The organism is Micromonospora sp. LOL_024, from assembly GCF_048060415.1.
Lineage (GTDB): Bacteria > Actinomycetota > Actinomycetes > Mycobacteriales > Micromonosporaceae > Micromonospora.
Genome location: NZ_JBHMIS010000008.1, coordinates 184,805 through 211,690, shown reverse-complemented (window position 1 = coordinate 211,690; position 26,886 = coordinate 184,805). Strand labels below are relative to the sequence as shown.

General features: G+C 69.9%; 27 protein-coding genes. 7 read left to right on the top strand and 20 right to left on the bottom strand.

The annotated features are described in order from the left end of the window. Positions 1–180 precede the first annotated feature (180 nt). Genes ACFHWY_RS12490 through ACFHWY_RS12470 form a run of 5 tightly spaced genes read right to left on the bottom strand, consistent with a single transcriptional unit; the run spans position 181 to position 3,435 of the window. Entirely contained in the window at positions 181–735 is a 555-nt protein-coding gene (locus ACFHWY_RS12490; RefSeq protein ID WP_416580321.1) for a GAF domain-containing protein, read from the bottom strand. Beyond that, positions 732–1,337, bottom strand: a complete 606-nt coding sequence (locus tag ACFHWY_RS12485; protein WP_416580320.1) for a GTP-binding protein — start codon at positions 1,335–1,337, stop codon at positions 732–734. Before ACFHWY_RS12485 ends, ACFHWY_RS12490 begins: the two co-directional genes overlap by 4 nt. Next, complete coding sequence (locus tag ACFHWY_RS12480) at positions 1,312–1,689, bottom strand: DUF742 domain-containing protein (RefSeq protein WP_416580319.1); 378 nt, start codon at positions 1,687–1,689, stop codon at positions 1,312–1,314. The genes ACFHWY_RS12485 and ACFHWY_RS12480 overlap by 26 nt, the downstream gene beginning before the upstream one ends. Beyond that, a complete protein-coding gene (locus ACFHWY_RS12475) occupies positions 1,686–2,108 on the bottom strand; it encodes a roadblock/LC7 domain-containing protein (RefSeq protein ID WP_091330044.1) in 423 nt (140 codons plus the stop codon). Before ACFHWY_RS12475 ends, ACFHWY_RS12480 begins: the two co-directional genes overlap by 4 nt. Positions 2,109–2,145: 37 nt before the next feature. After that, positions 2,146–3,435, bottom strand: coding sequence for a sensor histidine kinase (locus ACFHWY_RS12470; RefSeq protein ID WP_416580318.1), 1,290 nt, complete (start codon positions 3,433–3,435; stop codon positions 2,146–2,148). Between the two features lie 163 nt (positions 3,436–3,598). Here ACFHWY_RS12470 and ACFHWY_RS12465 point away from each other — a divergent pair, with 163 nt between their 5' ends. From ACFHWY_RS12465 to ACFHWY_RS12445, 5 genes are read left to right on the top strand one after another with little or no spacing between them, the layout of a single operon-like run. Next, the gene (locus ACFHWY_RS12465; RefSeq protein WP_416580317.1) at positions 3,599–4,177 is read left to right on the top strand and encodes an SCO6880 family protein; all 579 of its coding nucleotides are present in this window, start codon (positions 3,599–3,601) and stop codon (positions 4,175–4,177) included. A 28-nt stretch (positions 4,178–4,205) separates the two neighbouring features. Further along, entirely contained in the window at positions 4,206–5,660 is a 1,455-nt protein-coding gene (locus ACFHWY_RS12460; RefSeq protein WP_416580316.1) for a hypothetical protein, read from the top strand. Continuing rightward, positions 5,657–7,528: a type IV secretory system conjugative DNA transfer family protein gene (locus ACFHWY_RS12455; RefSeq protein ID WP_416580315.1), complete on the top strand. Its 1,872-nt coding sequence runs from the start codon at positions 5,657–5,659 to the stop codon at positions 7,526–7,528. Before ACFHWY_RS12460 ends, ACFHWY_RS12455 begins: the two co-directional genes overlap by 4 nt. Next, positions 7,525–7,731 (top strand): hypothetical protein, encoded by a 207-nt coding sequence (locus ACFHWY_RS12450; RefSeq protein ID WP_416580314.1) that lies wholly within the window; start codon positions 7,525–7,527, stop codon positions 7,729–7,731. The genes ACFHWY_RS12455 and ACFHWY_RS12450 overlap by 4 nt, the downstream gene beginning before the upstream one ends. Then, positions 7,721–9,793 carry a toprim domain-containing protein gene (locus ACFHWY_RS12445; RefSeq protein WP_416580313.1) on the top strand — a complete coding sequence of 691 codons (2,073 nt, stop codon included), beginning with the start codon at positions 7,721–7,723 and terminating at the stop codon, positions 9,791–9,793. The genes ACFHWY_RS12450 and ACFHWY_RS12445 overlap by 11 nt, the downstream gene beginning before the upstream one ends. 209 nt (positions 9,794–10,002) lie before the next feature. Here the strand turns inward: ACFHWY_RS12445 and ACFHWY_RS12440 are convergent, their stop codons facing one another. Further along, positions 10,003–11,787 carry a CHAT domain-containing protein gene (locus ACFHWY_RS12440; RefSeq protein WP_416580312.1) on the bottom strand — a complete coding sequence of 595 codons (1,785 nt, stop codon included), beginning with the start codon at positions 11,785–11,787 and terminating at the stop codon, positions 10,003–10,005. 54 nt (positions 11,788–11,841) lie between these two features. Here ACFHWY_RS12440 and ACFHWY_RS12435 point away from each other — a divergent pair, with 54 nt between their 5' ends. Both ACFHWY_RS12435 and ACFHWY_RS12430 read left to right on the top strand, forming a co-directional pair. Then, entirely contained in the window at positions 11,842–12,168 is a 327-nt protein-coding gene (locus tag ACFHWY_RS12435) for a CATRA system-associated protein (protein ID WP_327039565.1), read from the top strand. Continuing rightward, the gene (locus tag ACFHWY_RS12430) at positions 12,158–13,654 is read left to right on the top strand and encodes a CATRA conflict system CASPASE/TPR repeat-associated protein (protein ID WP_416580311.1); all 1,497 of its coding nucleotides are present in this window, start codon (positions 12,158–12,160) and stop codon (positions 13,652–13,654) included. The genes ACFHWY_RS12435 and ACFHWY_RS12430 overlap by 11 nt, the downstream gene beginning before the upstream one ends. Before the next feature lie 330 nt (positions 13,655–13,984). On the opposite strand, the gene ACFHWY_RS12425 is transcribed toward ACFHWY_RS12430, so the two are convergent. The 14 genes from ACFHWY_RS12425 to ACFHWY_RS12360 form a co-directional block, all read right to left on the bottom strand. Further along, on the bottom strand, positions 13,985–15,403 hold the full coding sequence (locus ACFHWY_RS12425) for a hypothetical protein (RefSeq protein WP_416580310.1): 1,419 nt from the start codon (positions 15,401–15,403) through the stop codon (positions 13,985–13,987). After that, positions 15,400–15,792, bottom strand: a complete 393-nt coding sequence (locus tag ACFHWY_RS12420; RefSeq protein WP_416580309.1) for a hypothetical protein — start codon at positions 15,790–15,792, stop codon at positions 15,400–15,402. The genes ACFHWY_RS12425 and ACFHWY_RS12420 overlap by 4 nt, the downstream gene beginning before the upstream one ends. A 121-nt stretch (positions 15,793–15,913) precedes the next feature. After that, positions 15,914–16,738, bottom strand: coding sequence for a phosphoadenosine phosphosulfate reductase (locus ACFHWY_RS12415; protein WP_416580308.1), 825 nt, complete (start codon positions 16,736–16,738; stop codon positions 15,914–15,916). Then, a complete protein-coding gene (locus tag ACFHWY_RS12410; RefSeq protein ID WP_416580307.1) occupies positions 16,738–17,196 on the bottom strand; it encodes a DUF4913 domain-containing protein in 459 nt (152 codons plus the stop codon). Before ACFHWY_RS12410 ends, ACFHWY_RS12415 begins: the two co-directional genes overlap by 1 nt. Then, positions 17,193–18,173 (bottom strand): hypothetical protein, encoded by a 981-nt coding sequence (locus ACFHWY_RS12405; protein ID WP_416580306.1) that lies wholly within the window; start codon positions 18,171–18,173, stop codon positions 17,193–17,195. The genes ACFHWY_RS12410 and ACFHWY_RS12405 overlap by 4 nt, the downstream gene beginning before the upstream one ends. 36 nt (positions 18,174–18,209) lie before the next feature. Next, complete coding sequence (locus ACFHWY_RS12400) at positions 18,210–18,953, bottom strand: hypothetical protein (RefSeq protein ID WP_416580305.1); 744 nt, start codon at positions 18,951–18,953, stop codon at positions 18,210–18,212. A gap of 252 nt (positions 18,954–19,205) precedes the next feature. Next, entirely contained in the window at positions 19,206–19,625 is a 420-nt protein-coding gene (locus tag ACFHWY_RS12395) for a hypothetical protein (RefSeq protein WP_416580304.1), read from the bottom strand. A 19-nt stretch (positions 19,626–19,644) separates the two neighbouring features. Further along, positions 19,645–19,875: a helix-turn-helix domain-containing protein gene (locus ACFHWY_RS12390; RefSeq protein WP_018790599.1), complete on the bottom strand. Its 231-nt coding sequence runs from the start codon at positions 19,873–19,875 to the stop codon at positions 19,645–19,647. Between the two features lie 176 nt (positions 19,876–20,051). Further along, positions 20,052–20,570: a hypothetical protein gene (locus tag ACFHWY_RS12385; RefSeq protein WP_416580303.1), complete on the bottom strand. Its 519-nt coding sequence runs from the start codon at positions 20,568–20,570 to the stop codon at positions 20,052–20,054. Between the two features lie 390 nt (positions 20,571–20,960). After that, complete coding sequence (locus ACFHWY_RS12380; RefSeq protein ID WP_416580302.1) at positions 20,961–22,721, bottom strand: DUF2637 domain-containing protein; 1,761 nt, start codon at positions 22,719–22,721, stop codon at positions 20,961–20,963. Between the two features lie 344 nt (positions 22,722–23,065). Next, entirely contained in the window at positions 23,066–23,551 is a 486-nt protein-coding gene (locus ACFHWY_RS12375; protein WP_416580301.1) for a hypothetical protein, read from the bottom strand. 72 nt (positions 23,552–23,623) lie between these two features. Next, positions 23,624–24,859: a hypothetical protein gene (locus ACFHWY_RS12370; RefSeq protein WP_416580300.1), complete on the bottom strand. Its 1,236-nt coding sequence runs from the start codon at positions 24,857–24,859 to the stop codon at positions 23,624–23,626. Beyond that, the gene (locus ACFHWY_RS12365; protein WP_416580299.1) at positions 24,856–25,959 is read right to left on the bottom strand and encodes a DNA-methyltransferase; all 1,104 of its coding nucleotides are present in this window, start codon (positions 25,957–25,959) and stop codon (positions 24,856–24,858) included. The genes ACFHWY_RS12370 and ACFHWY_RS12365 overlap by 4 nt, the downstream gene beginning before the upstream one ends. Further along, positions 25,956–26,825 carry a hypothetical protein gene (locus tag ACFHWY_RS12360; RefSeq protein WP_416580298.1) on the bottom strand — a complete coding sequence of 290 codons (870 nt, stop codon included), beginning with the start codon at positions 26,823–26,825 and terminating at the stop codon, positions 25,956–25,958. Before ACFHWY_RS12360 ends, ACFHWY_RS12365 begins: the two co-directional genes overlap by 4 nt. Positions 26,826–26,886 lie beyond the last annotated feature (61 nt).

Here is a 26,886-nt window from a genome sequence, read left to right as displayed (position 1 = left end):
TCTCCTCGTGAGTCGCCCACGGCGTCCGCCAGTGGTGGCGGCGGGGTACGCCGCAGGCAGAAGGCCCGTGGTGGGGGTGCTGTCACAAGCAGTTCCGAACGGATGTGCCGCCGGTCGGGGCGGCACGACGAGGTGTGGATGTCCCGTGGGGTCGGTGGCGTGTTCGGGCTGGTGTCCCGGCTATCGCGGGTGGTGGTCGCGCCGGTTGATGTGGGTGGACAGGTCAGCGGCCCAGGCTTTGATGGTGGTGAGCCCTTCCTGGCCCCAGGTGCGGGGTTCGGGGCCGACGACGCAGATCGTGCCGAGGGTGGTGCCGGTGTGGTCGATCAGTGGAGCGCCCATGTAGGTGCGGATGCCGAGTTGGTCGACGACCGGGTTGCCGGCGAATCGGGGGTAGGCGCAGACGTCGTCGAGGACCAGGGCGCAGCGGCGGTGCACCACGTGGGGGCAGAAGCCCTGGTCTCGTGACATGCGGCGGCCCGGTTCGACTGGGGTGGGCGCCGACAATCCCGGCGGGGTGCTGCGGCCGGTGTAGAGACCAGCGAAGAACTGGCCGTGCTCGTCGAGGAAGTTCACCATCGCCCAGGGCATGTCGGTGATGTCGGCAAGGTTGCGGGCAAAGTCGTCGAAGTCGCGTTCCGGTCGGCCGAGGCCGAGCGCGCGAAGGCGCTGGAGTCGTTGTGGGGCCTGCGGGTCGGGCGGGGTGAGGGGTGGAGGTTCGAAGCTGTCGGTCATGTCGGGTTGCCTGCCTGTATCGGGTAGGTCCGGGCGGGGTGGGTGAGCAGGGTCTGCACGAGCGTCAGCAGCACGACGGTCGCGGACCGTTGGTGGCGGGCGTCGCAGGTCACGATCGGCACCTCGGGGCGTAACCCCAGGGCCTGGCGTACCTCGTGCGGTTCATAGCGGTGGGCGCCGTCGAACTCGTTCACAGCGACCAGGAATCGCATCCGGCGGGACTCGAAGAAGTCCACGGCGGCGAAGCAGTCCGGCAGGCGGCGGGTGTCGACCAGGACCACCGCGCCGAGCGCGCCGTGGCACAGTTCGTCCCACAGAAACCAGAACCGGTCCTGCCCGGGTGTGCCGAACAGGTACAGCACGGTGGCGGGGTCGATGGTGATGCGACCGAAGTCCAACGCCACCGTGGTGGTCGCCTTCGCCTCCACCCCGGCAAGGTCGTCGACGCCGGTGCCAGCGACGGTGAGCAGTTCCTCGGTACGCAGCGGCGTGATCTCGCTCGTGGCGGTGATGAAGGTGGTCTTACCGACCCCGAACCCGCCCGCGATGAGGATCTTGAGGGCATGCGGGAGGTGGTCAGAGTCGCTGTTGTAGGCCGGCAAGGAGTCTCTCCAGGATCGTTCGGTCGGTGGGGTCGGCGGCGGGGCTGGGTGGGCGGGTGCGGACCGCGCCGACCGCCACCAGGTCCGACAACACCACCTTCGTGACCGCCGCCGGCAGCCTCATCCGGGCGGCGACCTCGGCGACTGTGGTAGCCGCGCCGCACAGCCTCAGCGCCACGTCGTGGTCCGGCTCCAACCGGCCCCTGGGCCGTACGCCGGTGGCCACCACCCACGACAGCAACTCCATCGCCGTGGTGGGTCGGGTCCGCCCCGCGCTGACCGCGTACGGGCGCACCAGACGTCCGGCCGCCTCGTCGAGCCACGCCTCCTGATGCGCGCCGCCGGCCGTCATCGCAGGGCGGGGGACGGCAGTACGGTGCCCCGGGCGGGTGTCGCCAGGTACGGCCGCACGCTCTTGACCATCTGGGACATCTCGTAGCCGAGTACGCTGACGTCGGCCTGTCTGCCTGCCAGCACCGCCAGCACCGCGCCGTCGCCTGCGGCGGTGACGAACAGCAGCGTCTCGTCGAGTTCGGCCACCACCTGCCGTACGCCGGAGCCCGCGTCGAACCGGTCCGCGGCGCTGCGGGTCAGCGAGAACAGGCCGGAGGCGATCGCCGCCAGATGATCCGCGCTATCGTCGGTCATTCCGTGGGCCGCGCGAGGCAGCCCGTCGGAGGACAGCAGCAACGCGCTGCGGGTATGCGGCACCCTTTCCACCAGGCCGGACAGCAGCCAGGCCAGTTCCGATCCGGACGCACTACCAGTCATCGCACAACTCCTCTTCTCGACATCACACGGTCAGTGGTCATGAACCCGGCCGCCCGCTGTGCTGCTCGGCGTCGGCGGAAGCGGCGCCGCGCAGGAAGTCCGCCATCAGCGTCGGGCTGTGCTCACCGGACGGCTGGTTCACCGCTGCCGGACGGTGCTCCCGCAGCGGTGCCGCCAGATGCGCCTGCCGCTCGCGGCGAGGCAGCGCAGGGCGTGTCCCGCTCGCCTCCTGCATGTGCCCGGCAGTGGTGGCGTCGTACCTCGCCGGCAACGCGCCTCGGGGCGCCCCCTGCACCTGCCCCGCAGTCGGCGGCGAAGGGTGCAGTGCGCTGGCCGGGATGACCGCGACACCGAGCGTGGGTGATGAGATACCTGCCGGTCCCCCTCGCGGCGAGGGGCGGCCTGCGTCCGCGGCGGCCGGCTGGTCGGCCGTCCGATCCCCGAGCAGGTCCACCGGCAGGATGACCACCGCCTGCACCCCGCCGTAGACGTTGTTTTGCACCCTGACGGCGATGCCATGCCGGCGGGCCAGCGCCGAGACCACCCAGATCCCGATACGGCCGTCACGCAGCAGATCCGCGACCTCCACCCGGTCCGGGTCCGCCAGCAACGCGTTCACCCGATCCTGCTCCGCATGAGGCATCCCCAGGCCCCGGTCGTCGACCTCGACGGCCACCCCGGCCGCCACCCGTCGTGCGCGCACCGTCACCTCCGTATGCGGAGGCGCGAACGTGGTCGCGTTCTCGATCAACTCGGCCAGCAGATGCACCACGTCAGCGCCGGCGTGCCCGCGTACGGTGCCCTCCACCGGAGGCACCACCCGCACTCGCGCGTAGTGCTCCACCTCGACGATCGCCGAACGCAGTACCTCCATCAGCGGCAGCGGCCTGCTCCACTGCCGCCGTGGTACGGCCCCGCCCACCACCGCCAGGTTCTCGGCATAGCGGCGGATACGGGTCGCCAGATGGTCCACCTGGAACAGACCCTTTAGCAGATCAGGATCCTCGACTTGCCCTTCCAGAACGTCCAGCAGCTGAATTTCCCGATGCACCAGACCCTGCAACCGGCGGGCAAGGCCGACATACACTTCCTGCTGCGCCACCACCATCGGCAGACCCCCAGCAGGCGGGACAGCCACCACGTTGCGGGCAATGGACCGGGCCAGCCCACCAGCGCGCACCGTGGCGCCCGCGACGACCACGACGCAGGCACCGACCGCGACCATGAGCACCAGCCAAGCCACGACTGGAACAGGCCCTGCCGGCAGCGTCACCGCCCAGAACGCGACGCCCAGACCGATCACCGCCACCACCACGGCCGGTGCCACGGATGACCACAGCAACCCGCGCCGCGGGCCGTTATCGGACTGCCCGTTGGTACTGCCGAGCCGGACTCGCAACCCTGCCTCCCCCGGTAGGTGGTGAAAGCAGCTGCTCGCACCACCGGCTGCGACCGAGATCCTCCGGAGTAGCGGACCGTCCGCCGTACCGGTGGGTTCTGCCGTCGCAGCGATCGATGTCGGGTTTCAGTTATCGTCGAATCGCGTCGCCGCCGAGGAACACACCGATCGCTACGAGCACGACGGCGCCACCAGTGTGACCTGGGCGTGGCACGAGGCACCACGTCAGCCGGTCACCCACCACGTCCTCGCCCGGCTACTCGCCCCCGGCGAGCAGCCGAAACGGGTCACGCTGCTGTACCGCCCGATGACCGCCGGGCAAGCCGCCGGCGAGGTCGAGCGGCAGGTCAACGCGGCCCAGTTCCGGTCCGCCTACCGGCGAGCCCGCAAGCTCGATCCGACCGCCCGGGACATCGCCGACCACGAGCAGGCCGCTCAGGCAGCTCGCGAAGAGGCGCTCGGCGCAGGTGTCGGCCTGGTCAGCCTCTGGGTGACCACCACCGTGCTCGATCCGGCCGACCTCGGCCGGGCCGTCGCGGATGTGGAAAGCCGCGCGGAGACGTGCAAGGTGCGGCTTCGCCGCCTGTGGCGTTCCCAGGCGGCCGGGTTCGCCGTCACCCTCCCGGCCGGGATCTGCCCGCCGGTGCTGGCCCAGCAGTGGCCGAACTGACCTTCCTCCCTCTTTCAGGAGCATTCCCATGGCATTCGCAGATAGTGACGTGTCCGCGCTCGGCCCGATCCCCCCGGCCTGGGGATGGCGCCACCCGGGTGCCGGGCGCGCCGTGCATGTAACGGCCGGTACCGAGTACCAGGCCACGACCGTGCAGGCCGCCGGCTTGTACCCGTTCACCGCCGGCAGTGGCGCTCCCCTGCTGGGCGTGCCGATCGGCCGCCACCAGCTCTGGGGTGAGTCCGTGCTGCTCGACCCGTTCGAGTGGCTCAACGCCGGACTGATCACCAACACCGGGATCTTCGTGCTCGGCCAGCCAGGCGCAGGCAAGTCCGCACTAGCCAAGCGGCTAGTTGTGGGAATGGCGGCCACCGGCGCCCAGATCTTGATTCTCGGTGACACGAAGCCGGACTACAGCCGGGTCGTGCAGCACCTCGATGGTCAGGTCATTCGGGTCGGCAGGGGTCTGGACCGGATCAACCCGCTCGACGCCGGTCCGCTCGGCACCGTGCTGTCCAGGATGAGCGGACCCGACGCCGACCAGCTTCGCCTGGAGGTACGCGGGCGGCGGCTGACCCTGCTCATCGCCCTGTGCACGCTTGTGCGCGACGGTGGGCAGGTCAGCAACACCGAGGAGGTCGTCCTCGGCAGGGTCGTCGACCTGCTCGCCGAGCGGCGCACCGGAGATCCGGTGATCCCCGACGTGCTCGCGGTGCTTGATCAGGGACCGGACACGATCCGCGCCGCGGCGCGGGCTACCTCGGCGGCCGACTACCGCCGCCGGATCGACGACTTGGTCGCCACCCTGCGCCTGTTGTGCGAGGGCACGCTCGCTGGTGTCTTCGACTCCGCCACCTCCACCCCGATTGATCTGTACGCCAAGGCGGTCAGCATCGACATCTCCCGGGTGGCCGCCGCCGGCGACAAGCTGGTCGCCGCGGCGATGCTGTCCACCTGGAGTTACGGGTACGCGGTCATCGACGCTGCTGCCGTGCTCGCCGACCAGGGCCTCGCTCCCCGACGGCGACATCTGGCGATCATGGACGAGTTGTGGCGTGCGCTGCGGGGAGCGCCCGGGTTGGTCGAGCCGGCCGACGCGCTCACCCGGCTGTCGCGCAACCTCGGCGTCGCGCAGATCATGCTCACCCACTCTCTGGACGACCTGGAGGCGCTGGCCAGCGACGAGGACCGCGCCAAGGGACGCGGCATGGCCGAACGGTGCGCCATCAAGGTCCTAGCCGCGTTGCCTGGCCGGGAGCTGGACCGGATCAGCCAGATGGTCCGGCTGTCCGTGCCCGAGCGGGACATGGTCGCGTCCTGGGCCGCCCCGGAAGCAATGGTGCCTGGCGCCATGCATCCCGGTCGCGGGAAGTACCTCGTCAAGACCGGCGAGCGGGCGGGGATGCCCGTCGCGCTGCACCTGGTCGGCGAAGAACTCGCCCTCTACGACACCGACGCCGCCGTACGGGCAGGTGCCCGATGAGCGGCATCCGCAACCAGCAGCCGATCTACCCACGCGGTAACGCCGGCGGATATCCCCTAGCCCCGTGGCTGATCCTGGGAGCCTGCGCCGCCACCGCAGCCTTGACCTGGCTGGCGTGGATCGCCGGCCGCCTCGCCGCCCTGGCCGCCGGCCGCCCCTGGGACACCGGCCCATCCTTCGGCTGGGACTTCACGAAGCGCCTGCTTGACCAGGACTGGCAGCATCTGTGGCCCGGCGTGCCGCCGCTACTGGTAGCGCTGATCTACGCGCTACTGCTCACCATGACGGTCGTGCCCGGCTTCTGGGCGTGGGCGTGGTGGCAGGCCCGCCGCCCGCAGGCCGGAGACCCGCTGCCGTCCCTCGCCCGCACCCGCGACGTCGACGAACTCATCGGCGCGACCGCGCTGGCGCGGGCACAGCGGCTACGGCCAAGTCTCGCCGGACGTGGACCCAAGCAGGTGCAAGCCACCGCGATCGGCATCGCGCTGGGACGACTCGTGACCGGGGGCCGCCGCCGCGGGCCGGTCCTGCGGTCCAGTTGGGAAGACGTGCTCCTGGCCGTGATGGCGCCCCGGGCCGGCAAGACGACCAGCCTCGCCGTACCCCCGATCCTGGACGCCCCGGGACCGGTCCTCGCCACCAGCAACCGCTCCGACCTGTGGGCCGCCACCGCCCGAGCCCGCGAGCGGGTCGGCCGGGTCTGGACGTTCGACCCGCAACGGGTAACCCGTCAACCCCAAACCCTCTGGTGGAACCCCCTGGCCACCATCACCGGTGTCGAGGAAGCCGCACGGCTCGCCGACCATTTCATCCAGGAGATCCGGGGCGTCGGCTCCTCCGACCCGTTCTGGCCACTGGCCGCAGGCGACCTGCTCATGTGTCTCTTCCTCGCCGCCGCCAACTCCGGCGGCACCCTCACCGACGTGCAAGCCTGGCTGTCCGACGTGACCAGCCGCGAGCCGGTCACGCTGCTGCGGGCCGCCGGGTACCCCCAGGCCGCCCGGTCGCTCGCCGGCCGTCAAGGAGGGGCCCCGGAAACCAGAGACGGCGTCTACGAAACCGCGCGTACGGCCGCCCGGTGCCTGTCCGATCCGGAAATCATGGCCTGGGTAACACCGCCGACCAGCGCCCTGGACCGGCTCGACGTGACCACGTTCCCCGGCTCCCGCGACACCCTCTACCTCCTGAGCAAGGAGGGCGCGGGCGCCGCCGCTCCACTGGTCGCCGCGCTCACCGACGCCGTGTTCCGCACCGCTGTCGTCCACGCCGAGGCCGCCGGTGGCCGCATCGACCCGCCCGTCCTGGCGGTATTGGACGAGGCAGCCAACATCTGCAAGATCAATGACTTGCCGCAGCTCTACAGCCACCTCGGCGGTAGAGGGGTCATCCCGATTACCATCATCCAGAACATCGCCCAAGGCCAGGGCGTATGGGGCGAGCGCGGCATGACGGCCCTCTGGTCCGCCGCCACCGTCAAGCTCATCGGCGCCGGGCTCGACGACGCCCGCCACGCCGAGGACATCTCCCGCCTGATCGGCGACCACGACGTCGCGACGACCTCGATCAACCGCGACGGCAACGGTCACACCAGCTACTCCACCAGCGCCCAACGGCGCCGGATCCTCGAACCGGGCGACCTCCGCGCCCTCAAGCGGGGGCGGGCGATCCTGCTCGCGACCGGCGCCCGAGCCGCCATGATCGACCTGATGCCGTGGTATCGCGGCGACCACGCCGACATCATCGGCGCCGACACCACCGCCACTGTCGAGGCCATCACCCGCACCGCCCGCGAGGACCTGGGCACCGACCACCTCGGTCCGTCGGGTTCGGACTCAACGCCGTCCACCGACCGCGGAGACCTGTCATGAAGGGCCACTCGTCCCGGCTGTCGGCCGACCTGCGCTGGGTCGAGGCGATGCTCACCGACCTACAGCGGCAGATCGACGAGCTCGCCGGTGAGCTGCGGGCACTGTCCCACCTCGTACATGTGCACACCCTCGCAACGCTGCGGGCGGACACGGACAGCACGGTTGCGCCGGCCACGCCCACGGAGGCCGACGATGCCCGGTGAGCGGCCCGCCCCGCCGCCGGAACGCCTCTACGCGGTCAACGCCGCCGCCGCGCAGTTCTACGCCAGCCGGCTGCCTGTCTCGCGCAAGGCGGCCCGCTACCTGCACGGCCACGGCATCAACACCGCAGCGGACCCCACCGGCCCCTGGCAGGTCGGCTACGCCCCCGGACGGTGGACCGAACTGGCCACCCACCTGCGGGCAGCGGGATTCACCGACGAAGAGGTGACCAGCGCCGGTCTCGGTTTCATCCACAACAGGAGCGGACACCTACTGGACCGCTTCCGCGACCGGCTCATGTTCCCCGTCACCGACGTACACAACCGCGTCGTCGGATTCACCGCCCGCGACTTGGGCGGACGCGCCGAGGCCAAGTGGCTGAACACGCCGGAGACGGCCATCTACCGCAAACGCCTGCTGCTGTACGGTCTCGGCCAGCAGCTCGCGAACCGGCCCGCCGGTATCGGCGACCCGATCGTGTTCGTCGTCGAGGGCGCCGCCGATGTCCTCGCGATGCACCGCTTGGCCGCCGCGCACGCCGCCATCCCCGAGACGCAGCCGCTGTACGCGGTCGCACCGTGTGGCACCAACCTCACCCGAGATCAGCTCGACCTGATCCAACAAACCCTGCCAGGTGCCCACCTGATCCTGGCCTTCGACGGCGACGACGCCGGACGTCGAGCCGCCGACCGGGTGTACCCGGTCGCCTCTCGATGGCCCGGCCATGTCTCCGGAGTACGCCTGCCGGAGGGACAGGACCCTGCCGACATGCTCGGCGCCATGGATCCCGTCTGGGCGATCAGCGAAATCATCGGCGCCATCCAACCCCTCGCCCACGTCCAGATGACCAACACGCTCGACCGGCTGTTCGCCACCAAGCGGATCACCGATCCGGTCCGATTCGTCGAAGATCGGATCACCGCCTACCAGGCTATCGCCGAGCTGTTCGTCGACGCCCCACACGCCACCCGCAACATGGCCGAAGCCGCCGCCGAGCGGCTCGGCCTGGCCTCGACCGACGTCGCGCGTGGGGTCATCGAGGCATGGAGTGCCCGCACCGACACCCCCGGCGGAACCGACCCTCCTCCGGACACAGCCGCCCCGCCCTCCACCGCTGAACCGTCGGCAGGCCCACCAGCCGAGGTCCCAACGCCCTCCAGCCCTTCTCATGGCGTAGCCGAGACGGACATCACTGTCTCGGCCACAGCTCACAACACGGGGAGTCGCCGCGCCGGCACCACTGCCGCGATCACACGCCACGACCCGAGCAGCGGAATCACCGTCTGGGCACTTGCCGACGGCATCGGCCGCCACGCCCAGGCCGCGACCGCCGCGCAGATGGCGGCCGACATCGCGGCGACGGTCAGCCTGCGCTCCACGCCAGCGGCCGGGCTACACGCCGCGCGGGCAGCGATCAATGCCTTCTACAGCGGGGCCCACCCCAATCAGGCGGGTGACGCCTCCGTGCTCGTCGTCTCTGCGTACCCATCCCCGACACACCGTCACGGCGTACGGTGGGAGCTTGCCTGGGCCGGCGACTGCCGCGCCTACACCATCCGCGCCGGCCAACTTGCCCAGGTCACCGCCGATCACACCGCCGCCCGGCAACGCCGCGATCAGGGAGAGCACCCATCGCCCGGTATCGCGGACGTGCTGCTCACCTCCAGCATCCGCGCCGGCGATATCAGCGTGTGCCCTCTTGACGAAGGGCCGCTGCTGCTGTGCAACAAGGGCGTGCACCGCGCGATCCCCGAGCGCCAGCTCGCGGCAGAGCTGGCGGGCATGAGCGATGCCCAAGCCAGCGCCGACCGGCTCGCCCGCGGGGTCGGGCAGCACGACGCGCGAGATGCGACGGTCCTACTCATCCACGCCCGATCCGCACCACCGGCTCTGGTCACCACGACCAGAACCAACGCCCACGCGACGGTGACGGCGTCAGGATCCCCGGCGGCCCTGGCCAAGACCTCCTTCACAGACGCAGGAACCGGACCTGCGGCGGTCACGACGCCGCAGGCCGAGCCGGGGCGAGGGTTCGGTCAGCCGGCCGCCGGCCGGCGACGCTGACCGACTGCTGCCCTGTGAGTCCGATCGGAAAACGCAATCGGTCCCCGGGAAAGACCCGGGGACCGATTGAAAGCCTTGTTTCCGGCGTCGTAGCCGCCCTCCGCACCGCCCGCGCACCCGAGGCAGTGTTTACCATGCGTATGCAGGGAGACAACCGTGCGCGACTCGCACATCGTTCGGGCGAGCTGACAAGGCGACGGATGCCACGTTCAGGCGCCGAAGCAGGTGAACGGTGCCCACACCGATGCCGGTGCACCCGAGTCGAAGGCATGTCCGACAGCGGTACCAAGTGCTCGCGTAGGCGTGGCACTCGGTAGTTCTTCATGGAAGCGCTTCATCAGCCGGACTGTGCGTGGAGTGTCTGGCACCGGCCACAAGGCGGCGACGACGTTCCGGGCTGCCCCTGCCAGCAGGACCGCAGGGAAGCCCAGTTGCTCGCCAGGCAGATCAATGCCAATGCCCGCCAAGTCGCAGGCAGAGAGGACGACCGTGCAGCCAGGCAACAAATCCTCGGCCAGTACCGTCTCCAGGCTCAGCGCTCCGCCGAGAATCAACGCGGACTTCAGTGGTGCGTACGGGGCGATGACGCCGTGGCAGGCCAAGTGCACGACAGCGCTGCTACGAAGGCGGCTCAACAGCTCCGTGCCGGCAGATTCATCCGGCGGGCGACCGGAAACAGTACGCAGGCGACCATCCTGCGAAGCGAACACGGTCGACTCGCGAAAAATGGTGGGATCCGTGCCATAGACCGCAGCGACCGCCTTAGCCTCGTCGACAACGCAGGGCAATTCGTCGTCGCCCGAGGAAGGATCGGCTGCAACCAATACCTTCCCCTTAGCAGTTGGATACTCGCTAGCCATCACCAGGGACCGGGCGGACGGGGCAATCGTTAGATCAAGAACCGAGCAGGCAGGGCGTCCTTCCACCATGGCAGTATAAAGAGGAAGCTGAGCGAACTCGCCAAGCGGGATCACGGCTACGGGCCGCTGCGATAGATCGGGCCAGCGGTCCAGAATCGGCCGCCACACCGTGTCACCTACCCAGGCCAGCAGCTGCTCGATGTGCTGAGAAAACAGCCTTCCGCTGACCAACCGAGATCTCCGATCGGCGGCGGCCTTGTGTAGGCTAGCGACCTTACTCGCAACCACATCGACGTCGATTCCGGGCAAGCTAATGCTGCTGGATATCTGCCGAGTGGGATCGTTCAACGCGGACTCGTCGAGCAGGACGGCCACGCCCTCAAACAGCCCACCGCTCACATAAAGCAATGACCGCCCACTGAGTCGGATCGCCTCCAGGGGAGCGACAATACCGCCGACCATTGCCACTCGGCCGCCTCGCCGATCCTGGTCAATGGTGGCGAACTCGCGCCGCGCCGACTCCTCAAGCCAGCCGTTCATCTCCTCCGGTTTGCCGCGGAACTCCAGTGGGCCGAATGCAGCCGACGTCTGCGCGAGCCGCAGCCGGGTACCCATAAGGTCTTCCATATGTTCCAAGTCCGCCATGGAGCGAGAAGCCATGGCCATGAGGGACCGTTGCAGCGCCCGTTCTCCCAGGCGCAGAGAGGTGATTTGCTCCGCAATCACTGCGACGTTCATCGGTACGCCCGCCCGATGGGCGGCGTACGCAGTCATCTCCGCTCGCCGGTAGAGGTCCTTGGCGAGCACCTCCATCAGTTGAGGATCGGACTCCGGACCCTTCGCGGTCTCCAGAAACCCAATTGCGGTAGAGGCAATCCAGCCGAGCGCCATCACCCGGTGCCAGCTGCCCGACGCCATTTCTGGGACTATGGCGATCTTCGCCGTCGCATGGGCGATGATGGGCGCTTTCGGGTCGGAAACGAACAACGGTACAGCGTCCTTGAGTAGCTCCCACGCTCTGTCGCGAATCTGCCTCCACCGGTGGGTCTCTTGCGCGGCCACGGCGTGGTCGATTTGCTCCTTCAGCTCCAAATACCGGATTTCGAGCGACTTTTTGCGGCGGAAAAGTTGCATAGCTGCACCACCCCTGCCTGTCGGGTGAGGGAGTAATCACTGTACGGTTTGTTGGTGACCAAGACGCCCCTGCACCGCGAGGATGTCGACGATCTATCGGGCTTAGCGGCCCGGGTACTGCGGGCTCGGCTGACCGCCGCCGAGTGGCGCGAAGTTGCGGCGGCACTGACCAAGCTTCGATCGACACTCGACGATGGGTCCAACCAGGACGTGCTGCGGGCCGCAGGCGCGTTCGACGATCTGTTGTCCGTAAGGGTCCGAGCCGAGCCCGGCACGCCGCCAGTGGACGACCCTCCCGACGACGTGGTCGACCTAATACATGATGTAGACACGGCTGTGCGAGCGTGGCTCGCTGGCGTCCCGCCTAACGATGATCACTAAGCCCGCTCTCCTGCTCTACGCTTTCGTCGCGCTCGACGGGACACCCGAGGCGACGCGGCGTGGCTGGCACCGATTGAGCGAACTGTGGTCGGCGGCACGCACACTGGGTGCGATTACCGAGCCGAGCCTCGGTGAGTCTGCCCCAGCGCACCTTCCTGACCTTGCCACGGACGGCGGCGGGTTTCGGGTGGTGGCCTCGGCTCGGCGCGGCACCCCAGGACGGACCAGGTCGATGTTTGTGTTCACCGAGCATGGCGTGGCCGGTTTGATCGCCGCCGTCTCCGCTGACCGCGACGGCTTCGAGGGCTGGAATGACCTCGCCGACAGTTGGTCTGCTCTCGCCCAGCCCCACACAGACCTGCTCGGCACCACGGCGGTTCTGGTCGGACTTAGCTCGGACCCCAATGGCGTCGACCGGATAGGAGCCACGAGCAGACAGATTTCCAGCGTTTTCGGTGGCCTCGAACACGTCTCCCAAGAAGGAAGCGGTCCAGGTGGCGCAACCCTCTGGCGCTTCACGCCGGCGCTGGGCCCTACACAGGTGTATGCCCTCGCCGCACCGGAATCCGCCGAGGACCTGGTTGACGCCTGGGCCTGGGCCACGGACGGTAGACAGGGCCTCATGCCGTTCACCCGTTACTGCCTCAACCTCCACCGTGCGGGGCGCCAGCTCAGCATCTACCGCGCCCTTCGTCCCGCCGCGAAGCTGGTCGCCGATACCGACGAAGCCAGCGGAATTCTCCTGCGTGAACTCGGCCGCGAAGGCCGGCACGGACTGGATACCGCTGCCCTTGTCGCCGCTGATGAGCGAATGAGACTAGACCAGCTGGCCAAACCCGGCCTGGTCTGGCGAGTAACCCGAATCCTGGAAATGGCTGAGACCGTGCGTACGCTTCGGGGCAACGCACGTCGTCACCAGCTCAGCGAGCCCAGCGGCATGTTCGCCGACGACGACATGGAACTATCCCGGTTTGTCGACACACTCGAACGCGAGGTTGTCTTCCTCGAAGCCGTCAACCGCCGCATCGAAGCCGTCCACACCGCTGCGGTCTCCGCGATCACCATAGCCATGGAACGTCGCCGCGAGCGGGTCACGCTGATGCAGACCTCACTCCTTGGCGCACTGCTGATGGCCCTCGCCGCCATCCAGTCTTTTCAGTACACGGCTCCGATCGACGATCGGGCCAAAGGTCCACTTATTGGCACTCTCAGCGCCGCCGCCTTCGCGCTCCCTTTCCTTGTCGTCCGCTGGAGCGGGATGGTAACGCACCGGGACCCCTACCAGTGGGCGGATCTCCTCGCTGCCGGTCTCTTCGGCGGCACATTGGGCTGGCTGGCCACCACGATTCTCTGGACTGTCACCACCCGGGGAGTCGCTCCATTTTGGAGCACCGCGACGGCTAGTGCCATCGGTGCGGCTTTCGTTGCCTGGCTCACCTGGCAACTCCTTCGCCAGCGCCGGCCCGTCAGCAGCTCGTCAGGCTAGGCCAAGTTGACTGGTACGGCAGCTGCCATTAGCTGCCTGACCAGGGTGGACATCCGCAGGTGAGTGGGTGCAGCCGCCCTGATGGTCATGTGTTTGAAGACAACATGATCGATGGTGGCTGCGGCTGTTAGCATAGCGGCTGGTCGGGGTGCACGCGGTTGCGGGCCGAGTTGTTGGAGCGGCTGCGGTCGCGTTTCGTGTGGACGCAGACCTGACAGCAGGCAGGACAGTATGTGTGCACGGTGGTTGGTGGGTTGCCGAAACGCAACGGGTGGACTCGGACCACTGAGGCGAGCGGAACGTCACACCAACCTGTCCGGCAACATGGTCTCACCGGTGCGAGTGATCGTGGCGGCTCGGACGTGGCAGGGCCTCCCGTGCAGCCCGGTCAATCGGGCCTTTCGCCTGCTGGCTCGGTGCCGTGTGGGCGACCGCCGCAAAGGCGAGTTTCGCCAGGCGTGGTGCCGCGCGGGGTAGCTGCGACGGCGTCGATGTCAGTGCGGAGGCGCCCACAGCGGCGAGCGCTGACCTCAACCGGTAGACCTGCTCGTCGTCTGGCTGCGCAACGCACCATCGGGCGACAGCGTGGTATACGAGCGACCTGGGCACGCGTTCGAGTTGCCGGCGGCCGAGAACGAAGAAGTGGCGGTTTCGAGCGGCCGTCTGGGTTGCCACACGCAGAACCTCCGACAGTGACGGGAGCACCGCCGCCAGCTTGTCGATCGCTTCGAGTCGGGACCCACGGCTGGTGACATGGCCTGGTCGCGGTGGCCCGGGACGGACCCATCCTGTCACCAGATCAAGCTCACGCGCTGTCTGGGCTGCTGCCGGACCGTGTGGAGGCGTGCCGTGTAGCTGACCGGCCGCGTGGGCCGCTGCGCTCCACGATCGCCAGTCCGCTCCAACAGCGCCGGGTGAGGCGAGTGCGCTGACCGCGAGTGCCGCTTGGGTCGCTTTGGCCAGGTGCATGACGCGCACCTCGCCGGGGTTGCGGTGCATCCAGTCTCGCGCCGCGACCATCGAGCGCAGCGCCGACACGCCATCGCTGATCGCCCGGCGACCTGCCGGGACCGGTGGCGGCGGTTCCAGCAGGTGCAGCAGTGATGGAGCGTCGCCGGCGTCCGAGATCAGCTGGTGCACGACCTCGGTCAGGTAGCCGTTGCTGGTCCAGCGGGCCTCGTCCGCCACCGTCTCGAAAGCGCCGTACGCGAGTCGATGGCTGCCGGACAGCCACTCAGGTAGCCCTGCGTCGACGGCCAGCATGTCGGTGGTCAGTACGGCGATGTCGGCCAAGCCGGCTTTTCGCCCGGCACCGGCACGAATCGCCACGCCCTCCGCCGTCAGCGGCTCCCGGACCGGCGGCGCGTGACCGGCCAGGATCTCCCCGGCCACCGCGATCGCCTCCGCCGCCGACTCCAGATGGCGCCCGACCCGGCAGATCGGGGCCGTGGCGGGGGCAGCCTGCCGGTCGCTGCGAGCCGCGGCGGTGAGTCCCAGGTAGAGCCGTGTCGCGTGGTCCCCCGCCTGCATCCGCAGAGCGACATCGACGGTTCCGCGGTCGATGTCGGCACGAGCCGGTTGGCCGCCGACGACCAACTCCACGAGCTTGGCCAGCCGGGCATAGACCCGCTGCCGGGCCACGACGGTCGCTCCGACGTCGTCGAGGGTGACCGCCGGATCGGACGGTAGGCGTGCTTGCGCGCGGGTGAGCTCGTCGTGCGCCCGCGACAGCCAGTTTCCGTACGTCACACCAGACCTCGCACCGCAGCGTTCAATCGCTCGGCTGTCGCGGCGTAGGCGAAGCGGCGCTGGGCCGACACCTCCGGCTGCTGACTCGCCTGGTCGTAGCCGTCCCCCAGCACGGAGACGAGGCGGATGAGGGTCCGTTGCGTTGTGGTGGACGTGATCGAGGACCGCGCCGTGGTGACGGTGACGGCGATCGGTGCCGGTTCGGGGTACAGCTCGGCGAGCGCGGTGAGCAACTCGAACCCGAGCAGTGCCCACTGCTGGGAGGGCACATCCGGAGAGTCGAGGGCCAGACTGGCCAGTCGCAGGCCGGCTTGCGCCTCCGTCTCGTCGGCAATTCCCCGTTCCTTCAGAAGAGTGATGGCCTGCTGCAGCGCGGTGATGTAGTCCATTCCCGCATCCTTTCCACGGCCCAGAACTCTGTCCACAACGGCAGCGAAGCCCTGTGGATAACCGACCGAGGCGCGTCGCGTCCGCCCTCGGATGCTCGTACCGAGCAGTTGTCGGCACTGGTCAGGTGAAGCAAGAGCTGTTATCACAGAGGCCGTCGCCAGGTTCAAGGTCGAGCCCTGGCAGGGTTTGCTGCGCTTCGGGGATCGCTTCGGCGAGAGGGCGGTTGTACCGCGTCAGCCAGACCGGATCTCTGCCGAGCGTGCTCCGCCGCGCGTTCAGGAGAGTTTCCAGGTCGCAGGCCGAGTGGAAGAGGCTCGGCCGATCGCGCCGCATCTCGCCCCAGCCTCGGGGCGTCTTGAGAGGGCAGAACCAGCACGCGGACTTGGGTGGAACCGGGAGTTTCGCCCTGGCGATGATGCCCGCGCAGTCGTGGCGGCGTAGTGGAGGATCGTGGTCAAGCAGGGGGTACACCGGGATCTCGTACGGCATCGCCTGGCGTCTGTTGACCCGTTCGATCTCGTCCAGGCTGATGCCGATGCCCACCGTCGCAGGCCTGTCACGGCTCGCGCCGTGCTGCTTCAACCACTTTCCGATGACCTTGATCTTGAAGTCCGCGGTACACGATCTGGTGCCGGGTGCGCCGTTCGACATGCGAACCGGGATGGGCAGGCTTCGGGACCCTTCGCGGGTGAGTCGGCCCCACAGGGTCTCGACGGTGCCGTCGCGGCGTGTGCGGTGCAGCTCGTGAAGCTCGATGCCGTGCGCCGCCGCGTACGGCTTGGCGTACCGCTGGAGGTACTCCAGAGTTGCTGGGTCCTCCGAGTCGCGACCGGTGTTGGCGAAGAGGAATGTGGGAAAGTTAATCTTTCCGGTGGCAGCGAGGACCAGCAGCGCCGTCGACTGGACGCCGCCGCCGAACGCGACCGCTCGGATCGGGGCGGTCATCAGTCCCACCACCCGTCGGGGGCGGAGTCGGCGGTCGCTGACGGCAGGTCGATGTGGCGGGCAGCGCGGTCTTCGTCGGCGGCCCTGCACTGTTTGAAGGGTCCACTGTCGCCGAGTAGTTCGTGGATGTGTCGATCGACCTCGACCGACCAGCCGGACATGCCGGTCGGGGCGAGGCGGCTGACTTCCCAGGAGCGCCAGAGCAGTTCGAGGCGCCAGATGGCCTCTGCGTGGCGCCACCACTGCGGGCACCAGTGCCAGCGTTGCCCGTCGACGCGCCACGCGAACATCGGGAGGAACAAGCCGGTGACCCAGGCTTCGACGGTGGGAAACCTCAAGGCGGCTGGCGCCTCGGTGGCAGCGGGTGCCTGGTCGTCGAGCCGCTGAGTGAGTTCCGCGACCTGGGTCTGCAAGGTGGCGACCATTCCGGCCAGGTCCTCGTCACGGCGGCTGGTCACCAGGTCCTCCTCTGGGCGGGATGCGCGGTCGGGGTACGGGCTGGCATGGCGCTCGGGTGGGCGGTGAGTGCCCGCTGCGCGGGCAGGGCGAAGGACTCGGCTGTCAGCCGTGCCGCCGCTGGCGTGGTCGCGTCGTGGGCGCTGGCATCCGCGGCGAGGTCACCGGCGCGGCCGGTTGCCGCGGCGGCGGCGGCGCGAGCCGCCTGGTGTTCGTTGACCGCGGTGGCGGGGTCGTCAGGGGTGGCTGCGGTGGTGGCCGCGGTGCGCTGCTCGGCCTCGGCCCGGTCGAGGAGGGTCTCGATGTAAGCGAGTGACTGCGCGGACCAGCCGCTGTCTTCGAGGTTGCGCAGCAGTCGGGCCCGGCCAACCGGGTCCAGCGTGCCGGCGAGCCGGGTGATTTCCTGGTCGAGTTCTTCACCAACTTGGGTGAGAACGCCGGCGGTGGGCGCCCGGCCCCCATGTGGCCGGGCGGGGCCGGATCCGGACCAGACGTAGCGGGCCGCGTCCGCCATCGCGTCCTGGCGTGACAGACCGGCATCGCGGCCCCGGCGGTAGAAGTCGATCAGGCTCGGGGCGCGGCGGCGCAGTTCCTCTTCGGCGGCGGTCAGCACGGTGGCGTCGGTGGGATTGCGGTCGGCGTTCTGGGCCGCCTGTCCCCAGTGCCGCGCCACCTCCACGAAGGGCAGGTCCGCAAGGTAGCCGCGTAGCCGGCCCTCGTCCCCGGCGAGACGGGCCCATTCCCTTTTGCGTCGGGAGGCGTCCGCTGCGGCGAGCCGCTCGGCTTTCCGGTTCGCCTCCTGCTCGTCCTGTTCCCGGCGTGTCTGGTCACGTAGTTCCTGTTCGGCTCGGTTGGCTTTGGCGCGAGCGTTCTCAGCGGCCAGCCGCGACCCGGCCTCGACGAGTACGCCGAGGGCCATGAGCCGTTCCATCGCGCGCTGGTTGCCCTCGCTCCAGGGATCGTGATGCTCGGGTTCCATATCGGCGACGCTGAGGGGCACGGGTTGTCGGCGGCGCTACCGGGAGCGGCTATGGGCGGACGGCCGGGCCGACCGTAGCGGGGCTACGGGTAGCGGCTGGTCGGGTGCCGGTGTCGCGGGCGGACGACCGTGCCTGCCAGCCGAGGCGTGTAGGCGCGCGGCGGCATTGGAGGCCACCGCAGCTTGGCTACGGCGCTGCTGGGATTGCCGGAGAGCGGCGAGGTTGTCGGCGAAGCCGGCCAGCAGGTAGACGAGTTGCAGCGCGGTGGCGCCGGTACGGTCGCTGCTGAGTTGTCCCATCAGCCCGACCAGCCGGGCGAGGAAGCGAAGGTGCACCGCACGGGCATCCGCAGCCGGGAGCAAGGTTGGCCGCCGCCCACCGATGGCGCGGTGGAGAAGTTCTGCGGCGTCGGCCAGGCGGTGTGCCTGCGGTTGCGGGACGGTAATCGCGGTGGCGGTCAGGGTGTCGGCTACGGCATGGGCCATCTGTGCGGACAACGGTTGCGCTGGCCGGGCCAAGTCGTCGGCGGCGTTGGTGATCGCGTCGGCCGTTTCCTGCCACAGGTGTTGCCGCTGCTCCGCCGTCGTGGGCGTGGAGGTCCCGGACGGTCGGGGTGCCTGGGCCCAGCGGGCACGCAGGTGCGTCAGGGTCAGGTCGGGGGCGAGTTGACCGCCGCCGAACCAGGGCAGCGGATGGTCCCTGCCGGGCAGGGCGGAGAGGCTGACGGCGTAGCCGGTGACGCTGTTGTCGGCGCGGCTGCGCCGGAGCCGCACCCGCAACCCGGCGGCCCGTAGCCGGTGGACGAAGTCGTCTTCGTCGGCGGCGACGACCGCTGCTGAGCGGACCTGGCGGCGCAGCCGCTCATGGGCCGAGGGGGACGTGGCCCGGCGAGTCGCAGCGGCGCGCGGAGTGCCGGGCGTGGTGGTATCTGGTCCCGGCGGAGGTGTTGCGAATCCGAGTGGGTGTTCCAGGTTGCGGGTGGCGTGCGCGCAGCGGTGCCGGTCGTCGCTGGCCGGTTCGGTCCGGCCGTCCTAACGCACGAGAGTGGCGACGACGTCGACCCGTGCGTGTCCGTGCGCTACGGCGATCCACCGCACGGCGTTGCGGTCGCCGTGGGGCGCCAGGCCAGCCTCGTCGAGGAGATCCCTGACGGCGGCGGCCCACTCCTGGTGAGTGAGCCGCCGTTCGGTGGCGTCGAGTTCGAGGGTGCATCGCCAGACGGGCCGGGTCGGCGTGGTGGCGCCTGCCCTCATCGGTTCGGCGAGCAGTGCGGCCAGGCGAGTGGTGTCGTACCCGCCTGGTCGGGGCGCTGGCTCCAGATCGGCCAGCTCGCCGCTACCGGCCCACGCGGCGACCAACTGGGGTGCCGGGTCGGTCACAGTGCGGGCGGCGTACGCGCTGCGGATCGCGGCGCCTACGAAGGTGCCACGGGCGTGCACTCGGATAATCATCGAGTGATCCGGGTCGCGGCTAGTCAACCCCGAGGAGCTTGAGCAGGGCCGGGACGCTGACGAGGTAGCGGCGACCGATGCGCAGGATCTTCACCGGGAACTCGTTGGTCTTGGCCAGCTCGTACGCCTTCGTTCGGCCGATGCCGAGGATCTCCCCGGCGGTCTCGACGTCGGTGGTCATACCGAGGGCACGCACGGCCTGTTCGGTCCAGACCTGGGACTGCGGTGTGGTCGCGGTGCTGGTCGTCATCGGTGAGTCCTCCCGCTGCTGTCTGGTGCCGACCTGTGGGTCTGCGACAACAGCGACGGTGCCGATGACGGGGTGGCGCCAGGGCTACCCCCTGCGATGTCCTGCGCTAGGCGTAGCTAAGCCGGGCCAGGAGGCCCGGCACCCCAGCCAGCCGCGGTGTTACGGGCAGCTCGGGCTCATCCTCCGGCGTCCGGTTGCGCGTCCTGTTTCGGTCGACCGGTGCTCGACGCCGAACCAGTGCGGTTGTTGATCCAGCTTTCGACCCGGTGACGTTTCCAGGAGCGGATGGTCCCGCGACGGCCGGGCTCCTCCAGGTCTGGCTTGATCAGGTAGCCGTCCCGGTCCTCCTCCCAGGCCGGGACGCTCTTCTCCACGTACTTGGACCAGGCTCCGTGGGTGACTCGGATCAGGGTGCGGAATTCCTTGGCGTTGATCAGCTCGTCCGGGTCGCCCTCCAGGCTGACCTGGTGCACCCTCGCCATGCGAGCGGTCCGCTTGGCTTGGAAGTATGAGGCGTTGAACACGTCGAGATCCTCAAGCGCGTACCACTCCTGGCCGTCCACCACGTCGACCGGCTCGCGCCAGCCGGTGGTAGGACGATGCTTCGGTGAGGCGACCCGATTGATGGTCTCCAGGCTCCGGTTGAGGTACTCCGCGGCCCCGCGACGGTTCGTACAAAGGCGGTCGTTGACCACCCGTAGCTCCACGCAACCCCCTGCGTTCACGTCCCGATGTGCCCCGGCGTCGCCCGCCAGGCAGCCGTTTCCGCTTCCGCTCGCCGCAGCCGGGCGGCTCCGGTCGCGGGTAAGGGTCACTGTACCGGCAGCGACGTCACCGGTTGCTTCCGCTGCTTCCGGAAGCACCACGTCAGTACGCATCATGAACCGTCCTCTGCAAACGTGGGCAGGCGCGATAAGCATTCGCAGGAGCCCGGCGAGGTTCGGCCCTGGCCTGGCCGGGCGGCTGATCCAATGGGTCCAGCGGGGCTGTGCGGGCAGGAGATGGGGTCCGCGCTCGGTGTAAGTACGGGCAACGCCTCCCGGACTGACACCGGGAGGCGTTGCCAAAGTGCGGGGACTTGCAGATCAGGTGCCGGCGGTGACGAGTTCTTTCCGCGATGCCGCAGAAAGCACGCTCCGAACCGTCCGGTCGGTGACGCCCACCAAGGTCGCCAACTCCTGCTGCTTCGCGTCCGGGTGATCCCGGTGCGCTTCGAGCACCGCCAGCACGGTGGCCGGGCTGACCCGGTCGACCTGCGGTACCGGCCGCCCGTCGAACATCAGCGGCTCGCCCGCTGGCGCGTTCGACGTCGTCCGGCGACGGCGCGGCGACATCCGCTCCATGAGCCCGCGAAGCTGCTCCTCCGCGGCCTCGCGGCGCTGCTGTTCGTCAGCGAGGGCACGCTCAGCGGTTGCCGCCCGCACCTCCAGGTCCTTCTGTACCCGCGCCTGCTCCCTGCCCTTGAGCCGGAAGTTGGCGACCTCCGTTTCCGCCAGCTCGCCGCGCCGGCGCCACTGCTGAACTTCCGCTTCCGCCTGCCCCCGACCTCGGGCCGCCTGCTCCGCTTCCGCTCGGGCAGTCGCCGCTGCCTCCTCGGCCGCCGCCCGCAGGGCCGCTTCGTGCTCCGCCCGCCGCGTCGCTCGGTGCGCCTCCTCGGCTGCTTCCGCTCGCCGCGCTGCTTCCGCTTCCGCCGTCTGCCGAGCCGCCCGGGTTTCCGCTTCCGCCTGAGCGCGCCGCGTCGCTTCTGCGGCCAGCCGCGCTTCCGCTTCCGCCAGCGCCACGCGGGCCAGGCGGGCAGCCTCCTGCGCCGCTTCCAACTCTTTGCGCGCCGGCCCGGGTAGCGCCAGTGACGGTACCGAGGTGCCGGTCTGGGCGAGGTGCAGCAGTAGCGTCAGGGCCTTGCCGGTTTCGCCGGCACGGGCAGCGTTGCGGGCGGCGGTGCGCGCCTGCTTCCGCACGCCTGCCGCGAGCGCCTCCCGCCGTTCCCGGTCGCGCTCGACGGCGGCGACCCGGCGGCGCTCACGGCGAGCGGCATCGGCACGAGCGACCAGGGCAGCCGCGCCGGGGCTCAGCCGGTCCAGCACGTCCAGCCGCCAAGCCGTGAGGGTCGAGTGGGGGGACACCAGCCACCGCCGCCATCCGAACCGCTCCGGCGGTGGCGGCAGCATGCCCCGGTCGCGCAGCGTCGGCCTGTGCTTGGCTCCGCTGCGGACCTCGTACACGATGATGCCGAGCGCCGAAAGGAACGACAGCCCGACCGCCTTGACCGGGTCGGTGTGGTGGCCGATGGCGTTGATCGCGACCGCCGCCGCCGTGCAGATCCAGATCAGCGCCCGCGCTGCGAGCGCCCGCTCCCCGGCGAGGCGCTGCTGCTGTGCGGTCAGGGCCATCGCCAGGCCCGTGCCCTCGATGGCGACCGCCGCCACGACGCCGATCGGCGTGGGCAGACCGTTGATCCTGGCAGCGTCGACCTGCCCATACACGGCGCCAGCCACAGCGAGTCCGTAGATCACGCCGGAGTAGACCGAGGCGGCGTTGGCCCGCACGTACTCGACGCGACGCGCGTACCACGCCGCCGTGTCCTGCCGGCGGGCCTGCCGCCGCTTGCGCCTCGCCTCGCGCTTGTTCTCGCGTTCCTTGCGGCGACGCTCGGCGCGATCAGCTTTCTGCCGATCGCGCTGGTCGTCCAGGCGCAGCCGCCCTTCCTGCTCGCGCAGGCGTCGCTGCACCGCCGCGTCCTCGTCCGCGATCCGCTGCGCGCTGGCCAGCCGTTCCCGCTCAGCGGTCGCCAGCTCACGGGCGACCCGCCGGTCGGCCCTGGCCAGGTCGGTCAGGTCGGTGCTCATCGCGCCACCGGGCCTTCCAGCACCCCGCGCGCCGGCACCAACCCTGGCGGCAGGTGGTGAATCCGGGGCCGAGGGAACGGCGGTATCGGGGCCGTAAGGTCTGTCATCAGTCGGACCTCCGTTGTCCGATCAAGGTCCCGGCCGGTGGGTTGCCTCCACCGGCCGGGACCGCCTGCGTTTACGGGCCGGAAGGAGCACCAACGGTGGGTGATCATCCGGCTCATCGTGGGAGCTACGGGTTATCGGCAGCGCTACGGGTAACCCGTCTGGTGTACGGTGCCCGGATTTCCTCTCCCAGCCGGGACCGGCGGGTCGTCCTGACCGCACGCAGCGGTTGACGCCGCTCAGCGCGCCGGCGGCTGGCCGGGCGGGGGGTGGATCGGCGCGGTGAACGCCTTGACGCAGTAGCCGGAGCAGTGCTCCCGCCAGGTGGTGTCGTCGGCGTCGTCGGCGTCATCGGCGTAGAGCAGGTGCCCGGCGGCCCGGCGGGTGCCGAGCCGGTACCCGGCGGCGCGAAGCCGGGTGGCGGCGTCGGCGCGGCTGATGACGCGCCAGCCCTCCGCGTACAACACGGCTTCCACCTCGGCCGTCGTCCGCCGGGCGAAGGGATGCCCGGCCGGCAGCGGTACCGGCGTGGTCGCCGCCAGCAACCTGAACCCGCGGGCCGGGACCGGGCCGTTGTCGTGGTGGGGACGGATGCCGATCAGGCCGGCGGCCCCGGTCGGCAGGTGCAGCCACACCTCACCGAGGTCGGCGGCAGCGAGCGGGTCACCGGGCCAACCGCCGAGGCGGCCGGCCCCGTCGAGGTGGCTTGTCACGCGCGTTGTCATGAGGTCTCTCCCGAGGTCTTGACGTCGGGCACCGGCAGCACCGCCCCGACATGGCTTGTAATGATACCGCACTCAATCGGTATTGCCGCCCGGATCATCGAAAAGCGTGAGCTGGTCGGGGTGCGGAGTCCGGGGACGGGAGCGCCGGGGCGATGTTCTACGCCGGCCGCCCAGCGACGTCAGGGGCGGGACTGACGGCAGGTCGACCAGCGGTGTGGACGGCCCGGGCGTAGCGCGTGCGGCGTACCGCAGTGCGTCCATCACCTCCTCTCGGTAGGCCAAGGCGTAGCGGAAGCAGTTACGGCAGTCGGTGGGAACTCGGCAGCCGGTCAGCGGGTCCGGACGGCTCAGATGGGTGCAACCGGGCAGGCGGATGCGCTCTCTCCGGGCGGTGGCTGACCAGGCTTGGCTGTCGGAGCTGGCCAGCAGCGGGCCGACGAGCCGTAGCGCGTTGATGCTCACGCCGAATCCGTGCATCCGCATGCCGAGCGGCGCGAGGGTACCCAGGACGCGGGCCACCTCGCGCTGGGAGCCGCGCCGGCACAGGCTGCCGACGCCGACACGCATGCCGGCCAAGTCCACCCCCGTGGCCTCGTACATGCGATGGTGCTCGACGTACTCCCACGGATGCCACCCCTGCAACGTCGGCAGCCACGGGACGTGCGGGAACTGTTCGGCCAGGTAGAGGTAGTTGGCCAGGGTCGCTTCCTGGTGCTCCCGCACGGTGGCTCCGGTGCGGCGCAGGCACTGCGGTTCGCAGGGCCAGTCCTGGATGCCGACGACATCGGGCGGTCCCACGTCCTCCTGGAAGCGCGTCCACATGGCCCCGTACTCATCCGGGTGCGCGAACCAGGGGTGTCCCTCCGGGTCGGCGCGCAGGATCAGTGCGGCGTAGGCGCCGGAGTCGCCGGCCCACGGTGCCCCGTTCATCCGTACCGGAAAGTCGTCGCCGCGCCGCCGGTACCTGGACAAGGTGGTCGCCGAGAGGAACAGCGGCACAGGTGATTCGTTCAGCCGATTGGGATGCCCCACTCCGAGGTAGAAGGTGCTGCGGCGCGCGGCGTCGGGATGGAACTCGCTGATCGTCCACGGAGTGACCGGCCCCCAGGGCGTGTCCAACCGGTCGGGGCCGAGGCCGAACCGGGCCACGTGCGCGTCCCAGCGGGCGCGACGCTCCTGCGCCGTTGATGGTGGTGGGGGCCACTGCGTCAGGTTCTGCTTCCGCAGGAACGCCAGCAGTTTCGCAGCTCGTCGCGGGGACAAGCCGGAGGCTGGAACGGTGACGCGGCGGATCGTGTCGACGGTCATGCCGGCGCCCCGGCCGGCGCGTCGAAGAGCGTGAGCTGCTCGGTATCGGGCCGGAGGACGGGCACGACCTCGGCAAGAATGCGCCCCATGGTGAAGCGCAAGCTCTCCGCGTTCAGGTCCCCGCCATAGAAGCGTCGCCCGTCCTGAAGGGCTGCAACGGCGGTAGTGCCCGAGCCGAGGAACGGGTCCGCGACCAAATGGTCGAGGTCGGTGGTGGCCCGGATCACCCGGGACACCAGCGCCGGGTGTAGCGAGTTGTCGTAGCGCAGGAGGTTCCGGCGGCGCTGCTCGGGGATGTCGGTCCACAGGTCCGTGGCGTAGATCTGCCCGGTACGGCCTCGGGGCATCTCCGGCGGAAGGTGGAACACCCGGGCGGGGTCGGTGAGCGATCCCTTGCACAGCAGCGTCACCCGATGGTGTTGGTGGATGAATCGGCGCCGGGTGTAGAGACCGAAGCTGCGCGTGACGGCGATTGAGTTGACGTAGGTGAGCCCGGCGTCTTCGGCCGTCACCTGGACCCGCGCTGCCTGCTGGGCGCCGGTGACGACGGCGAGGTAGCCGCCGAGGCGAAGCGCCGCGCTGGCCGCCCCGATCCACTCCGAGGTGAACGCGGCGTACGCGGCCGGGTCAACGTCCACGTATCCCGGCATCACCTGGTCCTGGTTCCGGCCGTACGTGCGCCGGTAGGCAGAGCGGTGGTCACCTCGGCCCAGCGCCCACGGCGGGTCCGCGATGACGAGGTCGATCGGCTCGTCGGCCTCGCGCAGCACGGTGGCCGCCGCGCCGAGCACCAGCTCGACGTGCGACGGGTCGGCGGGGAGCCAGATCAGCAGTGCCCGGCGCGGCCGGGTGGTCGAGCCTTCGATCAGCCAGGCGGCTTTGCCGGTATCCGCAGGCCGGGCGCGGCCCTGCCGCTTGAAGGCGTGCAGCGCCGAGCGCAGCCGCCGCTTGTACTGGGCCTGCCCGTCCTGGATGATCCGCCGGCCGTCCGCCCGGTCGGCCAGGCCCGCCTGCTCAGCCAGCCGGTACAGCTCGGGCAGGGTGTAGCAGCCACGTTCCAGGGTGCGCAGCAGGTCGGCTTCGGTGCGCAGCGGGGTCACAGAGTCACCGCCGGGTCGGTGGCGAGCGGGTAGGGCAGTTCGACCAGGCCGATCGGGCAGCGCCTGCGCCAGCCCCTGTCCCCCACCGGCCAGGCGAAGCGGTGGCAGCCGCGATGACGGACCCTTCGAGCGCCGATCTGGGCGAGCGCGAGTTCCAGCCACTCGCCGGGGGCCAGGTCCGCCCCGGCCCGCGCGTACTCGGCCACCATCTCAGGCAGAGGTCGGGCGCCCAACGCCACAAGCCGAGCCCGGACGCCGCCAGCCCCGCGCTCCCCGGCACGCACCTTCTGCGCCGCTCGGGCTGTCAGTACGGTGCCGTCCGGCAGGATCGTGATGGTCCTGGCGGTCCCCCGCCCCAGGTACCTTCCGCGAGTCACGCGGTACACGTGCCCGACGTGGCCGGGCATGAGGACTTCCCCGCCTAGGATCCGGGGCATCGGGTCGGAGAAGGCGACGAGCCCGCGAATGCCCTGATCGGCGGCGAGCCGGAACAGCCGGCCCAGCAGCCAGCTTTCGGCGTTGGACGGCACCTCATCGAGCAGGACGAGGCGGCTGATCTCGGCAGCCCGGCCGGGGCCGAGGGTGGGGAACGGCTTGGTCAGCACGGCGGGGTGCATCGGCACGCCGAGCACGACCGCCCCGACCAGGTGGTCGCCTTCGAACAGCCCAAAGGACATCCGGGACGCGGGAAAGCTCCTGCTGTAGTGGTGCTCGGCGACGAACCGGCGGGCCGCAGCCTCCGGCACCGGTTCCAGCCGGTAGCGGCGGTGATCGAAGCCGCCCTCGTGCACCGGCCGCCAGGTGTGGTTCCCGCCCCGCCACCGCTGGCAGAAGGCAGGGTCGAACAAGGAAAGCTGTTCAAGCATGGTGTCCCCGTGGATCTGTTCGAGGGGTGTGAGCGGGCGGGTCGCCGCCCTGGGCAGGTCG

Excerpts from the sequence above, each read along its gene's own strand:
- ACFHWY_RS12415 (WP_416580308.1), bottom strand. The coding sequence starts at position 16,738 with ATGACCGCCCCGATCCGAGCGGTCGCGTTCGGCGGCGGCGTCCAGTCG.
- ACFHWY_RS12455 (WP_416580315.1), top strand. The coding sequence starts at position 5,657 with ATGAGCGGCATCCGCAACCAGCAGCCGATCTACCCACGCGGTAACGCC.
- ACFHWY_RS12380 (WP_416580302.1), bottom strand. The coding sequence starts at position 22,721 with ATGAGCACCGACCTGACCGACCTGGCCAGGGCCGACCGGCGGGTCGCC.
- ACFHWY_RS12430 (WP_416580311.1), top strand. The coding sequence starts at position 12,158 with ATGATCACTAAGCCCGCTCTCCTGCTCTACGCTTTCGTCGCGCTCGAC.
- ACFHWY_RS12395 (WP_416580304.1), bottom strand. The coding sequence starts at position 19,625 with ATGATTATCCGAGTGCACGCCCGTGGCACCTTCGTAGGCGCCGCGATC.
- ACFHWY_RS12480 (WP_416580319.1), bottom strand. The coding sequence starts at position 1,689 with ATGACGGCCGGCGGCGCGCATCAGGAGGCGTGGCTCGACGAGGCGGCC.
- ACFHWY_RS12370 (WP_416580300.1), bottom strand. The coding sequence starts at position 24,859 with ATGACCGTCGACACGATCCGCCGCGTCACCGTTCCAGCCTCCGGCTTG.
- ACFHWY_RS12440 (WP_416580312.1), bottom strand. The coding sequence starts at position 11,787 with ATGCAACTTTTCCGCCGCAAAAAGTCGCTCGAAATCCGGTATTTGGAG.
- ACFHWY_RS12405 (WP_416580306.1), bottom strand. The coding sequence starts at position 18,173 with ATGGAACCCGAGCATCACGATCCCTGGAGCGAGGGCAACCAGCGCGCG.
- ACFHWY_RS12475 (WP_091330044.1), bottom strand. The coding sequence starts at position 2,108 with ATGACTGGTAGTGCGTCCGGATCGGAACTGGCCTGGCTGCTGTCCGGC.
- ACFHWY_RS12375 (WP_416580301.1), bottom strand. The coding sequence starts at position 23,551 with ATGACAACGCGCGTGACAAGCCACCTCGACGGGGCCGGCCGCCTCGGC.
- ACFHWY_RS12445 (WP_416580313.1), top strand. The coding sequence starts at position 7,721 with ATGCCCGGTGAGCGGCCCGCCCCGCCGCCGGAACGCCTCTACGCGGTC.
- ACFHWY_RS12360 (WP_416580298.1), bottom strand. The coding sequence starts at position 26,825 with ATGCTTGAACAGCTTTCCTTGTTCGACCCTGCCTTCTGCCAGCGGTGG.
- ACFHWY_RS12460 (WP_416580316.1), top strand. The coding sequence starts at position 4,206 with ATGGCATTCGCAGATAGTGACGTGTCCGCGCTCGGCCCGATCCCCCCG.
- ACFHWY_RS12450 (WP_416580314.1), top strand. The coding sequence starts at position 7,525 with ATGAAGGGCCACTCGTCCCGGCTGTCGGCCGACCTGCGCTGGGTCGAG.
- ACFHWY_RS12490 (WP_416580321.1), bottom strand. The coding sequence starts at position 735 with ATGACCGACAGCTTCGAACCTCCACCCCTCACCCCGCCCGACCCGCAG.
- ACFHWY_RS12390 (WP_018790599.1), bottom strand. The coding sequence starts at position 19,875 with ATGACGACCAGCACCGCGACCACACCGCAGTCCCAGGTCTGGACCGAA.
- ACFHWY_RS12420 (WP_416580309.1), bottom strand. The coding sequence starts at position 15,792 with ATGGACTACATCACCGCGCTGCAGCAGGCCATCACTCTTCTGAAGGAA.